This window comes from Bacillus alveayuensis (assembly GCA_030812955.1).
GTDB classification, from domain to species: domain Bacteria; phylum Bacillota; class Bacilli; order Bacillales; family Aeribacillaceae; genus Bacillus_CB; species Bacillus_CB alveayuensis.
Genome location: JAUSTR010000001.1, coordinates 32766 through 47536 on the forward strand (window position 1 = coordinate 32766; position 14771 = coordinate 47536).

Annotated in this window: 13 protein-coding genes and 1 other annotated feature; of the genes, 10 read left to right on the top strand and 3 right to left on the bottom strand. The window is 36.3% G+C overall.

All coding sequences use genetic code 11. The features are described 5' to 3' along the window. The first annotated feature begins 136 nt into the window (after positions 1–136). Genes J2S06_RS00185 through J2S06_RS00195 form a run of 3 tightly spaced genes read left to right on the top strand, consistent with a single transcriptional unit; the run spans position 137 to position 1858 of the window. Positions 137–532: a GntR family transcriptional regulator gene (locus J2S06_RS00185; protein ID WP_419150901.1), complete on the top strand. Its 396-nt coding sequence runs from the start codon at positions 137–139 to the stop codon at positions 530–532. After that, a complete protein-coding gene (locus tag J2S06_RS00190; RefSeq protein ID WP_419150902.1) occupies positions 519–1397 on the top strand; it encodes an ABC transporter ATP-binding protein in 879 nt (292 codons plus the stop codon). The genes J2S06_RS00185 and J2S06_RS00190 overlap by 14 nt, the downstream gene beginning before the upstream one ends. After that, positions 1391–1858, top strand: coding sequence for an ABC transporter permease subunit (locus J2S06_RS00195; RefSeq protein ID WP_419150903.1), 468 nt, complete (start codon positions 1391–1393; stop codon positions 1856–1858). The genes J2S06_RS00190 and J2S06_RS00195 overlap by 7 nt, the downstream gene beginning before the upstream one ends. A 37-nt stretch (positions 1859–1895) precedes the next feature. On the opposite strand, the gene ssuE is transcribed toward J2S06_RS00195, so the two are convergent. The 3 genes from ssuE to J2S06_RS00210 all read right to left on the bottom strand — a co-directional run bounded on the left by ssuE (position 1896) and on the right by J2S06_RS00210 (position 3857). Beyond that, positions 1896–2432: an NADPH-dependent FMN reductase gene (gene ssuE / locus J2S06_RS00200; protein ID WP_419150904.1), complete on the bottom strand. Its 537-nt coding sequence runs from the start codon at positions 2430–2432 to the stop codon at positions 1896–1898. Between the two features lie 278 nt (positions 2433–2710). Further along, positions 2711–3472, bottom strand: coding sequence for a class I SAM-dependent methyltransferase (locus tag J2S06_RS00205; RefSeq protein ID WP_419150905.1), 762 nt, complete (start codon positions 3470–3472; stop codon positions 2711–2713). 76 nt (positions 3473–3548) lie between these two features. After that, positions 3549–3857, bottom strand: coding sequence for a hypothetical protein (locus J2S06_RS00210; RefSeq protein ID WP_419150906.1), 309 nt, complete (start codon positions 3855–3857; stop codon positions 3549–3551). Between the two features lie 1084 nt (positions 3858–4941). Between J2S06_RS00210 and J2S06_RS00215 the strand changes: the two genes are divergently transcribed. From J2S06_RS00215 to leuS, 7 genes are all read left to right on the top strand, one after another. Continuing rightward, positions 4942–5589 carry an ArsR/SmtB family transcription factor gene (locus tag J2S06_RS00215; RefSeq protein WP_419150907.1) on the top strand — a complete coding sequence of 216 codons (648 nt, stop codon included), beginning with the start codon at positions 4942–4944 and terminating at the stop codon, positions 5587–5589. Between the two features lie 15 nt (positions 5590–5604). Then, the gene (locus tag J2S06_RS00220) at positions 5605–6330 is read left to right on the top strand and encodes an MBL fold metallo-hydrolase (RefSeq protein ID WP_419150908.1); all 726 of its coding nucleotides are present in this window, start codon (positions 5605–5607) and stop codon (positions 6328–6330) included. 48 nt (positions 6331–6378) lie between these two features. Beyond that, a complete protein-coding gene (locus J2S06_RS00225; protein WP_419150909.1) occupies positions 6379–7623 on the top strand; it encodes an MFS transporter in 1245 nt (414 codons plus the stop codon). Positions 7624–7963: 340 nt separating this feature from the next. Further along, positions 7964–9133: a CdaR family transcriptional regulator gene (locus J2S06_RS00230; RefSeq protein WP_419150910.1), complete on the top strand. Its 1170-nt coding sequence runs from the start codon at positions 7964–7966 to the stop codon at positions 9131–9133. A 132-nt stretch (positions 9134–9265) separates the two neighbouring features. Beyond that, complete coding sequence (locus tag J2S06_RS00235) at positions 9266–10393, top strand: glycerate kinase (protein ID WP_419150911.1); 1128 nt, start codon at positions 9266–9268, stop codon at positions 10391–10393. Positions 10394–10439: 46 nt separating this feature from the next. Further along, positions 10440–11783, top strand: a complete 1344-nt coding sequence (locus tag J2S06_RS00240) for a GntP family permease (RefSeq protein WP_419151435.1) — start codon at positions 10440–10442, stop codon at positions 11781–11783. A gap of 173 nt (positions 11784–11956) precedes the next feature. Further along, positions 11957–12183, top strand: a binding site (T-box leader). A gap of 102 nt (positions 12184–12285) precedes the next feature. Further along, positions 12286–14700: a leucine--tRNA ligase gene (gene leuS, locus J2S06_RS00245; protein WP_419150912.1), complete on the top strand. Its 2415-nt coding sequence runs from the start codon at positions 12286–12288 to the stop codon at positions 14698–14700. Positions 14701–14771 lie beyond the last annotated feature (71 nt).

The window sequence follows — 14771 nt, forward strand, 5'->3', positions numbered from 1 at the left end:
TCCTCCCTTTTATCATTGAAAAATTGTGATTGACAAAAAAAGTAAAGTGGTGTATTGTATTAATTGTATTACTTAATGTAGTACACTTAATGCAAATAGTGTTTTGATAAGCTGTCAATAGAAAGTAGGGAGTTTGATGATTCAAATTGACCCAAGGAGTTCTACTCCAATTTACGAACAAATTATTCATAAATTAAAAGAACTATGTTTTAAAGGCGTTTTAAAACCAGGTGATAAACTGCCTTCCGTGCGAGAGATGTCAGCAATGATTATTACGAATCCAAATACTGTTTCAAAAGCTTACAAGGAGTTGGAGAGACAAGGGATTATTGAAACATTGCGAGGAAGAGGAACATTTGTATCAGAAAGTGCGAGAAAAACGATTGATGAAGGGAAGATTGACATGATAAAAGAGCAGTTAAAACCACTCATTATTGATGCTTTTTATGCAGGAGTTGATTTTGAACAAATCAAGCAGTGGATTGAAGAAATAAAAGAAGAAATCGGGAGTGAAACAAATGCTCGAAATTAAAAATGTATCGAAATCTCTTGGAAAAGAGAAGGTATTAGAAAACATAAACTTGACGCTCCAAAAAGGGGAAGTGTTTGGCTTACTTGGAAGGAATGGTTCTGGAAAAACGACGCTGCTTCGTATTATCCAACAAATTTTGCTGCCAGATGAAGGAGATGTGTTGTTTAACAATGAGCCAATACGATCTCATCCAAAGTGTAAAGAAAAAATATTGTATGTCCCTGTTCGGAATACCTTTTTCGAACCGTTTACGTCTAAACAGCTTGTTAGCATGATGAAAGGGATTTATCCAACATTTGATGTAACCTATGCTAATGAACTTATGAATCGCTACCGATTGCCTGAAAATAAAAGCTACCAAGAGCTATCAACAGGGTTGAAAAAGCAAGTATCTCTTATTTTGGCATTTGCTTCCAGACCTGATGTTATTTTAATGGATGAACCGACTGATGGGATTGATGCCGTAACACGTTATGATATTCTTCAACTTATGATGGAGGAAGTGGCTCAAAGAGAAACAAGCATTTTCATCACATCCCACCGATTAGAAGATATTGAACGGATTTGTAATCGTGTTGGTTTTTTAGATAACCATTGTCTGTCTCAAGTGATGGATGTTGATGAGATGAATAAGGAATTTGTAAAAATTCAAGTTGCTTATGAAGACGATGTTTCATTACGAATTCGTGAAAAAGAAATCAAGATTCTTGAACATGCAGGTGTGTTTTACACGATTTTATTGAAGAAAGCAGATGAAGAAAAAAAAGCCTTTTTGAAATCTCTTTCTCCACGAGTATGGAATGAACTTCCTGTTAATCTCGAAGAAATATTTCTTGCGAAGTTTGGAGGGAAACGAAGATGGTAGCTTTAGGATTACTAAAAAAAGAATGGAATCAATATCGGAAAATATTTCTGTCCGTTTTTTTCGGTCTCACTTTTATACTACCAATTATGATTTTACTAAACTATATATTTTATCAAAACAATGAATATTTACAGGACACATTTCAGATTCGCTTTGAAGAAAATAATTTACATCAAATCAATAGCATTTTCGTATTTTTGCTGGCTATTTATCAGTTAGGTCAAGAAAGAAGTAGAGGGACGATCGATTTTACATTAAGTCTTCCTTATAATAGGTCGGTCATCTATTTCACGAAATGGTTGATGGGAGCCATGACGATTGTTTTTTCGATTGTATTAAACACCGTTCTGACAGGTGTCATACTGTCTGTCACGAATGCCGATTATGAGGGATTTTTAGGCTATTTTTCCTTTTCAATTATCTCGATTCTTATGTTGTACACCCTTGTCTTTGCTATTTAGGCTACATTGTTAAAGAAACGAATAAGATCAACTTTCCTCAGCTTTTTGGATTGATTGCATTCGCAAATTCCTCTACTGCTGCGTCCAATCTTTGCACCAGCTCTTCTGACAAGCTGTATTGTTCATTTTCTTTTCTGGTTACCCAGGCATCAACGGCATAAACTCCTCCTAGAATATATCTGCCTCCCATTGTGGATAACACTGGTTTTAGCGCATAATCTATAGATAGAAGGTGAGCCAATGTGCCACCAATAAACAACGGAAGTATTGTTTTGCCCAAAAGCCCTTTTTGCGGAAGTAGGTCGAGGTATGTTTTCAATACGCCTGTATAAGCTGCTTTATACACTGGGCTTGCGATAATAATGCCATCAGCTTGTTCTACTTTTTGGTTGGCGTTCAGAATCGCCTCGCTGTCGAATTTTGCCTTGATTAAATCTTCCGCAGGCAGCTGTGCTACTTGAATGTGATCAATCTCAATTCCTTTTTGCTGCAATTGCTGTTCTGCATATTGGATTAATCCATTTAATCTTGATGATGGAAACGGACTTCCATTGATAATTACAACTTTGCTCATTTACTACTATGCTCCTTTCTACGATTCTAAAAAACATATAAATCTTATTGAAATAGTTCGTTTTATGCTATCATTATTTTTATATTCTGTAAATATATGGATGATCTTAGTTGTTATTCTAATAGCCTTTAATTTGAGCATAAATCAAGAGAAAATAAGAAGCAACTTTAAGCTCTTGGAGATTTAGCTTTTTCCAAAAATTTTTTGAGAAAGTTACATATTGTTCACTTTCTTTAAGGTGAAACAATACGAGAAGATATGAGGCGCCTTTTTATGTGCTATTCTTTAATCCCGATAACACGAATTCGCTTATAATCAGCAAACCAGATGCCATTTTTATATATGACATTTTTCAAGTTGTTTTCCACGTTTGTGAAGATAAGATTTTTTGTTTCGTTTGTCAAACTGTTAAACAGGATGCCAGCGAACATCTCTATCCAATTTTTTACCCCATTCTCCCCATGTAATGGCGTTGGACGATCAAAATGCTGGGCGAACACGACACGGAACCCCACTTCTTCCATCAACGATGAATATTCACCAATGCTCGGGAAATACCAGGGAAATTGGTCTGCTAATTCCTCCATGCCCAATTTATTGAATTCATTTCGGATGGCATCGGTAATCGTTTTGACATTGTCTTTGCCGCCGAATTCCGCTACAAAACGGCCGTTCTCCTTTAAGGCTTGGTATATATTGATTAACGCCTGTTTTGGCGGCTTGATCCAGTGAAGAACTGCATTGGAGAAAACGGCATCAAACTTGTTGCGGTATCCAAGATTTAGAACATCCTTCACCTCAAAGGTTAAACCGGGGTATTTTGCTTTAGCCTGATTAATCATATTTTCTGATTTATCAATTCCGACGACGTCAACTCCTAATTCGTAAAGCTTCCAGGCTAAATCTCCCGTACCGCAGCCGAGATCAAGAATACGTTCACCTTTTTTTGGCTCCAACAGATCAAGCAAATGCTCTCCAAATTTGGAAACAAATGAATGTTTTGCATCATACAAAGCTGCATTCCAACTGTCGTTTTTCATGTGATAAGATCCCTTCTTTCATTTGTAGTAAAAATATGGGGGAATTTTGCAAAATGCCTTTCAATGGAACATTCGCTTATTTTTGGCCATTTCTAAACGGTTCCAGTACTTCATCCACCCATTGACGAAATTTTTCATACGCTTCCTCATTTGTTTGAACATTTTCTATAAATCCACCTTTAAATTTATCATAATAATGTTCTTTATTTCCAAATAATTGTTGAAATTCTTCCTCTTTTAAATCGTCAAAAAATAAATCCATTGTGCCATCAGTTCTTTCCCAGGCAATTCCTTCGATGAAAGGGGAAAATTCATCTTTAAAGTTGTCTACATGTAAATGATTCCCGGTGTAGTTTTTCAAATGAAAGTAGTCATCCTTCTTCATGAGTGTGTCCTCCAAATTGATTTTTACATAATTTAAATTTTTTGCTAAGTATCTCGTTAAGAAAGATTACACAATATAACAAGATGTTTCTTGTTTACCAATTTGAAGAGCTATTTCGGAGCAGGTAACCTGTATCACGCTGCACTTTTATCTAAAAGAATTTAACTCCATTTTATATTTTAGAATATTTCAACTGTATCTAGTAATTCTCTATTTCATAAGATTGAGTCAAGAGTTTGTGGGAGATTTTTTTGATGTTTTTATACGTTGGATATATTTAGTTTTAACAACTTGATTTTTATAGGTATTTTGTAAGCGTTTTCTAATCCTCTCATCCTGTTTGTGTGTGCCTTCTTCGCTTTTTTTAAAACCCTTTCAATGCTTTTAATCGGCTTTAACAATATTCGCTCAAGATCTGTTTTACTGGTGTTCCAGTTTGATAAAGCTCAACCACCATTTCCTTAAATTCAGCATGATAACTTTTACGTTTTTCGCTTGTGTTACCCATAGCAGGACACATCCCTTCGTTAATATTATATTTCACTAAAGGGTGTCCATGAAACTATACTAGCATCAATGTGAAATTGCCCGAAATAGAGTAGGTAACAACAAAATAAAAGAATTAACCGATTATTTTTGGATGCAATTAAAGAATGAGTTTGGCGAGAAGGTTGTATTGAATGGACACTTGGAGCAATGGTTACCTAATACATTGAATGTGAGTTTTGTGAATAAGATCGGTCAAGACATATTATCTTCAATCCCTAATCTTGCTGCTTCTACTGGTTCCGCTTCATTCTGGCAGTATTGAACTATCACCAGTTTTGAAGGAGATGAAAGTACCTGAAAATGTTGGCAAGGGTGCAATTAGATTTAGTTTAGGTATGTATACAACGAAAGATGAGATTAATCAAGTCATTCAATGGTTAAAAGAAATAATGTAAAACATATTAGGCATGCCAAAAGATTAAAATAAGTCATGCTTATTTTTTTCTAGAACAGAAATATTTACAAAATAAACCTTATGTGATACTATTCAATTTATAAGTTGAATAGTTGAATGCCTTTCGGAGGAGGTGTTGTATTGGAACCTAGAGAATTTAAAGATTTTATTTATGGTGAGTTTGCCCGTATTGGAAAGGCATTATCTAGTCCGAAGAGGTTAGAATTATTAGACTTGTTAACACAGGGACCTAAATCAGTTGAATATTTGGCAACTGAAACAAAAATGAGTGTTGCTAATACTTCAAAGCACTTACAGACTTTACTTGAAGCAAAGTTAGTGATGTTTGCTAAAGAGAAAAATTATGTCATTTATCGATTAGCCAGTGAAAAAGTTAGAAATTTGGTCTTGGCTTTAAGAAAAACAGCAGAAGACCGAATTGCAGAGATAAATTATGTTAGGAACGATTTTATTTTAAGAAAGAATAAATTGAAGACAATTACTATTGAGGATCTGATCAAGAAAATGGAAGAAGGTTCAATTATATTAATTGATGTAAGACCTGTTGATGAATATGAGTCAGGACATATTCCAAATTCTATATCTATGCCCACTTCGGAACTGGAAGAAAGACTTAGTTCCTTACCAAAAGAAAAAGAAATTGTTGCTTATTGTCGAGGGCCCTATTGTGTTTATGCGACAGAAGCAGTTGAACTTCTACGTTCTAAGGGATACAATGCGTTGTTGCTTGAAGTAGGCGTGAATGAGTGGAAACAAATACAACATTAAACAGGGGGTATAAATATGTTATTTCGTCAATATTTGCATACGAATCCAGTTGCTGCCTCTTACTTATTTGGTTGTGGAAGTCAGTCACAAGGAGTGGTTGTCGATCCTTTAGAAGAAGTGGATTTCTATATTAAAGAAGCCGAAAAGTTAGGATTAAACATTGTTTATGTTATTGATACACATTTACACGCAGACCATATTTCAGGTGCTAGAAAGTTAGCAGAAAAAACAGGTGCTAAATATATTCTTCATAGTTCAGCCGAAACTACATTTGATTTTACACCAGTGAAAGATGAGGAAGAATTAATGGTTGGGAATACCAAATTAACATTTTTACATACACCCGGTCATACACCAGAACACATTTCTATTGTTGTAACAGATACAACAAGAGGAGATGAACCGTGGTTTGTTCTTACTGGTCATACATTAATGGTTGGAGACGCTGGACGGACGGAATTGGCTTCATCTCCTGAAGAAGGAGCAAATAACTTATACGACAGTTTGCAAAAATTAATGAAATTAGATGATCATATGGAAGTATATCCGGGAGCATTTTCTGGTTCTGTATGTGGGAGAGGTCTAAGTGGTAAACCATCTTCCACAATTGGATTTGAAAGACGTTTTAATCTTGCTTTACAAAAAAAGAATAAAGAAGAGTTTGTGAAATTTATGACTGAAGAAGTTCCGCCACAACCAGAAAATTTTAAAGAAATTAGAAAAGCGAATCAAGGAAAATAAGAAGAAAGCCTGAATGAATTCAGGCTTTCTTAAATGGAGATGAAAGTAATGGTACAACCAAAAATTGGAATTAAAGAGAATCTGTTTCAATTTCTTTTGTTAGTCGTTACAAACTTGTTTGTTGGATCGATGGTAGGGATTGAACGAACTGTTCTACCGTTATTAGGTGAGGAACAGTTTGGTTTGGCTTCTACAAGCGCAGCCCTTTCCTTTATCATTAGTTTTGGTTTTTCTAAGGCGATTGTCAATTATTTTGCAGGGCAAATTGCTGATCAGTTTGGCAGGAAAAGAGTTCTCTTGTTAGGTTGGGTCGTTGGTTTATTTGTACCTATTCTCACTATTTTCGCACATGCATGGTGGGTAATTGTATTTGCAAATATTTTATTAGGTATTAACCAAGGACTGACTTGGTCAATGACAGTTAATATGAAGATAGACATTTCCAAAGCGAATCAAAGAGGAACAGCAGTAGGTTTAAATGAATTCGCAGGCTATTCTGGTGTGGCAATAATGGCTGCAGTATCAGGTTATGTTGCTTCTTCCTACTCATTAAGACCAGAGCCGTTTTATTTAGGGATCGGTATTGTCATTATTGGAATTTTATTATCTTTAATTGTAAAGGATACTGGGCAGCATCTAAAGATTCAAATTCGAGATAATGCCACAAAAACTAAGAGCAATAATAATTTATCATCCAAAGAGGTATTTAACTTAACAACATGGAAGGATAAAAACCTTTCTAGTATTAGTTTTTCTGGATTGACAACAAATTTGAAAGATGGGATGGCTTGGGGGCTCTTTCCTTTATATTTTACTAATGCAGGTTTAAGTGTAAGTCAAATAGGTACAATAGTAGCCATATATCCAGCCGCATGGGGATTCTTTCAGTTGTTTACGGGAGTATTGAGTGATAAAGTCGGAAGGAAAAAATTAATTACCTATGGAATGTGGACACAAGCATTTGCCCTTTGGTATATCTTATTTGTTAACAGTTTTTCTTTATGGATTTTAGGTGCTATCCTTTTAGGTTTAGGTACAGCAATGGTTTATCCAACCTTGCAGGCAGCAATTGGTGATGTTGCAGCACCTAACTGGCGTGCATCTTCAATGGGAGTGTACCGTTTTTGGAGAGATAGTGGTTATGCGTTTGGTGCATTAATTGCTGGAATAATCGCAGATTTATTAGGTGTAACATGGGCAATTGGGCTAGTGGCCTTATTACCTTTTTTTGCAGGATTATACTCAAGTATGCGCATGAATGAAACTTTAAAAATAAAATCCATACAAAAATAATAAACGGGATAGTAATTATACAATGCTTAACAAACAAATTTATGGAACAGATCGGCTAATGAACGATAACGACTAGGACAGATGTCTCTTATATAGGATCTGTTTTTTATTGCATCAGGCAGCTCAGGTAATTATCAAGCTCCAATGGCTACCGTTATAATATGTAAAGAAGGTGCTTAGCCCAACACTTTTAGGGTTAGGCACCTTTTTAGGTCAAGAAAGCATGCATAAAAAGGAATTCGCATGCACGCTCAAAATTTGATATTGCTATCAAATAGTGGTATAAAATCGTGATATTCATTTAACATATTATCTATACTTTAGAAAGAGAGGTTAACTTATGAAAATCACACGTCAATTAGCTGAACCAATTTTAGCCAAGTTAAGTGAATTTTTAGATTACAACATAAATGTAATGAATGATCAAGGGGTTATCGTCGCAAGTAGTGACCCCTCACGTATTGATCAAATTCACGAAGGAGCAATCCATGTCATTTCTAACAAGAAACCTTTAGTGATCTCACCTGATGATTTAGATAGATTTGCTGGTTCAAAACCTGGGGTGAACCTACCCATCGAATTTTTAGGTGAAATCGTAGGAGTTGTTGGTGTGACTGGAGATCCTGATGAACTGTATAAGTTTGCTAGGATTATTAAAATTACTGTTGAGGTTATGATTCAACAAGTTTATGTAAACAATCACCTTCAATATAAGAATAAACTAATAGAAAATTGGATTTATGATTTAATTCACCCACAACTATTTGATGCAAAAACATTAGAACAAAACGGAAAACATTTGCTGAATATAGATTTTAATATGGAAATGGCTGTTTTTTTATTGCATTTCTCGGATTTAACAATATCTAATGGTTGGGAAAATATTGATGTAATGATGAAATTAAATCAAAAAAAAGATGAAATTTTAAGTGGAATTGAGGCTGTAATCCCATCTGTTTCTTTTTACTCTTTTATTGATAATGAAACATGCTTAGTGGCGATTAAGTGTAAAGGTGATAAGGTGGTGGAAGAGAAGCAAATTGCACATAAGTTGCATAACTATTTTAAACAATACAAATTATCATTGCGAATAGGAATTGGAAATCGAGCAATAGGGGTTGAAGGCTACCGAGATTCCTATTTTCAGGCTAAACAGAGTTTGGAACTAATGCGAATATTTAATTCGGAAAAACGATCAACACACATTTCAGAATGGAAATTGACTCGTTTACTTGCGAGCATCCCAGAAAAGTTGCGTAATGAATTTATAGATCAATTTTTTTCAGGAAAACATCAGCTTAATACTGAATTGATTCATACATTAGAAGTTCTATTTAATTGTCAGCTGAAAATGAAGGATACGGCAGAGGCGCTTCACATTCATCGAAACACCTTACAATATCGGTTAGACAGGATCCAACATCAAATCGGCTTAGATCCGCGAAATTTTCATGATGCGGTCATTTTACTGGTGTTATTATATCTCATGAAAATAAATGATTATCAATAATCAATATTGTTCGTTTGCACAAAAAAATATGTCTAAATTGTGAAAAGATTATTAATTTGCCCATTGTTTTTGTTCATTTAAATATAGTTTAATAAATATAAGTTTTCGAAAAATATTGAAAAAGGTGTTTGTATGAATATCGTTATAGCTCCTGATTCTTATAAAGGTAGTTTATCAGCATTAGAAGTAGGAAAAACGATAAAGAAAGCTTTTCTAAAAGAGATACCGGATGCAACAATTGACGTCATTCCGATGGCTGACGGTGGAGAAGGGACGTTAGAAACGCTTGTCTATTCTACAAATGGAAAGCGAATTCAAATAAACGTGACAGGTCCTCTTGGTGATCCCATAGAATCGGAATACGGAGTGCTTGGTGACGGCAAAACAGTTGTTATAGAGGTAGCAAAAATTGCTGGTTTACCAATGATACCTCCTGAAAAACGTAATCCAATGAAAACTACAACTTTTGGTATAGGGGATGCTATTTTACGAGCAGCCAATTCCGGTTATAGAAATTTTATTATCGGTCTTGGAGGGAGCGCTACAAATGATGGCGGACTCGGAATGCTAAAAGCTTTAGGAGTCACATTTTTAGATGAAGATGGGAATGTTGTTAAACCAATTGGTTCCTCGCTATTGAGGGTGCAAAGTGTAGATTTTTCTACCATAAATGCGATTGTAAAAGAGTGTCATTTTCGAATTGCTAGTGATGTCGATAATCCGTTATGTGGAGAACAAGGTGCAACGGCCGTATTTGGCCCTCAAAAAGGGGCTACTCCCAAACAGGTTGAAGAGCTTGATCAAGCATTAAAAAACTACGCAAATTTGATCGAGAGTGATCTTGGAAAACAGTATCAAAATATGCCTGGAGCTGGTGCTGCAGGAGGATTAGGATATTCCTTTCTGTTAATTGGAGGGGAGATCATTTCTGGAGCAGAAATTGTTGCTGAGGCAACGGGGCTTGTTGAAAAAATAAAGTGCGCAAATTGGGTGATTACAGGAGAAGGCCAAAGTGATTATCAAACACTTTATGGAAAGGTCCCATCGTTTATTGCGAAAACGGCAAATAAGTATAAGATACCAACGATACTACTTTCTGGTGGACTTGGGCAAGGATATGAACAACTTTATGATTATTTCGTAAGCTGCCATTCTATTACAGCTGGTCCAATCAGTTTAGAGGATTGTATGGAAAATGCTCGGGAACTTCTTTTTTATCAATCGAGAAATATCGCAAGGTTAATTCAGGCTAAAAAATAAGCCAATAATGCCATTATGTAAGGGGGATGGAGAAATGCAAGGGGGTTTGTTATTTCTAGTCATTTTATTAGGTGTAGGTTTTATTATTTTTGCTTCTGCGAAATTGAAGCTACATCCTTTTTTATCTTTACTTTTAGCAGCATTCTTAGTTGGGGTATTAGCTGGACTTCCGCTTACTGATGTGGTTGATGCTGTAAATAACGGTTTCGGTGGGCTTATGGGCTATATTGGTCTTGTGATCGTAGCTGGTACAATCATTGGAACGATTTTAGAAAGATCAGGAGCAGCTCTAAAAATGGCAGAGGTAGTGCTCCGTGTTGTTGGTGAAAAACGTCCGCAATTTGCAATGTCATTAATTGGAGCTATTGTGAGTATACCAGTATTCTGTGATTCTGGTTATGTTATTTTATCGAGTTTAAAGAAAGCGCTTGCTAAGAGAGCAAAGGTTGCGTTAGCTTCAATGTCTGTTGCTCTCGCAACTGGTTTATATGCCACTCATACATTGGTACCGCCAACTCCTGGTCCAATTGCGGCTGCAGGAAACATTGGAGCAAGTAATTATCTAGGAACAATTATTCTTATCGGAATAATCGTCGCTATTCCCACAATTTTAGTAGGTTACATTTGGGCAGTGAAAGTTGCAAGTAAAATTGAAGTTGAAGGAGAAGATAATACTTCATTAGATTATGATGAAATTGTAAAAGGGTTTGGTACGCTCCCTTCCGCGTGGAAATCGTTTGCACCAATTGTTTTACCGATTATGTTAATCGGATTAGGATCTGTCATTAAATTCTTTGGCTGGACAGGAACGTTTGCAAATATTCTTTTATTCTTTGGTCAACCTGTTGTTGCCCTATTAATTGGTGTCTTAATTGCCTTTACTTTAATGCCAAAGTTAAATGAAGAAACGTTAACTGGGTGGATTGGAGATGGAATTAAAGACGCATCTAATATTCTCTTAATTACTGGTGCAGGGGGTGCTTTTGGTTCTGTAATTAAAGCAACTCCTGTAGCGGATCTTATTCAAGGTATAGCTGATGGCGGTCTTTTAAATGGAGCATTCATATTATTAATCCCTTTTATTGTTGCAGCCGCTTTGAAAACTGCACAAGGTTCATCCACAGCTGCTCTTGTCGTTACATCGACACTAATTGCTCCAGTACTTCCCGAAATGGGTATAGAGGGTCAAGTTCCATTAGCACTTGTTGTAATGGCAGTAGGTGCAGGAGCAATGGCAGTTAGTCACGTAAATGACAGCTACTTTTGGGTTGTTACACAGTTTAGCGGTATGAAGGTAACAGATGCGTATAAAGCACAAACAGCAGCTACCTTATTACAAGGGGTTACAGCACTTGTCTTTACAATGATTTTATGGGTTATTTTGGTCTAGTAGGATTTGTGTGAAAGGAAATAACCTTAAACGATTGGTTAAGATCTCTAATCTATAATTAATTGTCAATTTTAACAGCAACAGCTCGCAATGCATCCATTCTTCAATTTTTCGACATTTGCTTGCACAGAGTGTGAAAATTTTTTAAAATAAAAGTGGAAAATTTGATAATTTGACAAACGGTGAAAAGGACTAGTAGTGAATGAAACGCGTTAAGAGAGTTGACGGGTGGTGCGAGTCAACCGATGTTCATTCGCGAACTCCCCTTTGAGTTACAGGTGTGAAATGATTCATCAGAGTAATGCCTTGTCGTGATAGTCCACGTTACGGAAATGAGCGAGCGCATGTTGTGCTAAATTGGGTGGTACCGCGGGAAGATTCATATCCTCTCGTCCCTTTTTGGGATGAGAGTTTTTTATTTCTCGTTTTTCTTATGACAAAAAGCCTTATTTTTCTTAAAACGGTTTATACTGTTAACATCATGAAAAAAGGAGGAGGCAATATGAGTTTTAACCATCGTGAAATCGAAAAAAAATGGCAAAAGTATTGGTTAGAAAACAAAACGTTTAAAACAGTAGAAGATTCGGATAAACCGAAATTTTATGCGCTTGATATGTTCCCATATCCATCAGGTGCTGGTCTCCATGTTGGACATCCAGAAGGATACACGGCTACGGATATTTTAGCGCGTATGAAGCGAATGCAAGGATACAATGTGCTGCATCCAATGGGGTGGGATGCTTTTGGTTTGCCAGCTGAGCAATATGCACTAGATACAGGGAATGATCCAGCGGAGTTTACGAAGAAAAATATTGATAATTTCCGTCGTCAAATTCAATCACTCGGGTTTTCATACGATTGGGACCGTGAAGTAAATACGACAGATCCAAATTATTACAAATGGACGCAATGGATTTTCTTAAAGCTTTATGAAAAGGGGCTTGCTTATATTGATGAAGTGCCTGTCAACTGGTGTCCAGCACTTGGTACAGTTTTAGCAAATGAAGAAGTAATAGACGGAAAAAGCGAACGTGGTGGACACCCAGTTGAACGACGTCCAATGAAGCAATGGGTATTAAAAATTACTGAATATGCTGACCGTTTATTAGAAGATTTAGAGGAGCTCGATTGGCCAGAAAGCATTAAAGAAATGCAGCGTAATTGGATTGGTCGTTCTGAAGGGGCAGAAATACATTTTACTGTTGATGGAACAGATGAGACATTTACAGTATTTACAACTCGTCCGGATACTTTATTTGGAGCAACCTATGCCGTATTAGCACCTGAACACCCACTTGTGGATAAAATTACAACAAGTGAGCAAAAAGAAGCGGTTGAAGCTTACATAAATAAAGTAAAAAATAAAAGTGATTTAGAGCGTACAGATTTAGCAAAAGAGAAAACAGGTGTCTTTACTGGCGCTTATGCCGTAAACCCAGTAAATGGTGAAAAAATGCCGATTTGGATCGCCGACTATGTCTTAATGAGCTATGGAACAGGGGCTATTATGGCGGTTCCTGCGCATGATGAACGCGACTATGAATTTGCGAAAAAATTCGATTTACCGATGAAAGAAGTTGTCGCTGGTGGTGATATTTCAAAAGAAGCTTACACGGGTGATGGCAAGCATATTAACTCCGATTTCTTAAACGGACTAAATAAAGAAGATGCCATTCATACAATGATTAAATGGTTAGAAGAAAACAAAAAAGGAGAAAAGAAAGTAACGTATCGTCTACGCGATTGGTTATTCAGCCGTCAACGCTACTGGGGAGAGCCAATTCCAATTATTCATTGGGAAGACGGTACAATGACACCTGTTAAAGAAGGAGAACTTCCATTAATGCTTCCAAAAACAGATGAAATTAAACCATCTGGAACAGGTGAATCACCACTTGCTAACATTGAAGAGTGGGTAAATGTCGTTGATCCTGAAACTGGTAAAAAAGGTCGCCGTGAAACGAATACGATGCCGCAATGGGCAGGTAGCTGCTGGTACTACTTACGCTATATTGATCCACATAACCATGATCAATTGGCAGATCCAGAAAAACTGAAAAAATGGCTCCCAGTTGATATATATATCGGTGGAGCTGAACATGCGGTATTACACTTATTATATGCTCGCTTCTGGCATAAATTCCTGTATGATATCGGGGTTGTTCCTACAAAAGAGCCGTTCCAAAAGCTATTTAACCAAGGAATGATTCTGGGTGAAAACAACGAGAAAATGAGCAAGTCGAAAGGGAATGTTGTCAACCCGGACGAAATTGTTGAAAGTCATGGAGCAGATACATTACGCCTTTATGAAATGTTCATGGGTCCTTTAGATGCATCGATCGCTTGGTCTACAAACGGTCTTGATGGCGCACGTCGTTTCCTAGATCGTGTATGGCGGTTATTTGTTGAAGAAAATGGAGAGCTAAATTCCAAAATTATCGATGAACCATCTCAGGAGCTTGAAAAAGTGTATCATCAAACGGTGAAAAAAGTGACAGAAGATTATGAAGGACTTCATTTTAATACAGCAATTTCACAATTGATGGTATTTATTAATGAAGCATATAAAGCTACAGTTCTTCCGAAAGAATATATGGAAGGATTTGTGAAGATGTTATCTCCAGTTGCTCCTCATATTTGTGAAGAGCTTTGGGAAAAACTCGGTCATTCTAAAACGATTGCCTACGAGCCATGGCCGACTTATGATGAAGCGAAGCTGGTGGATGATGAGGTAGAAATCGTTATTCAAGTAAACGGTAAAGTTCGTGCTAAACTGAATGTTCCGAAGGATGCTTCAAAAGAACAAATGGAAGAAATCGCACTAAAGCATGATAAAATTCAAGAACAAATTGAAGGTAAAACGATTCGCAAAGTAATTGCTGTACCTGGAAAACTCGTTAACATTGTGGCAAATTAAAAATGAGGAATTCCCTCCTAAGTAATATGGGAGGGAATTTTTTATAAACAACATTTAAAGTTAAGAAATAT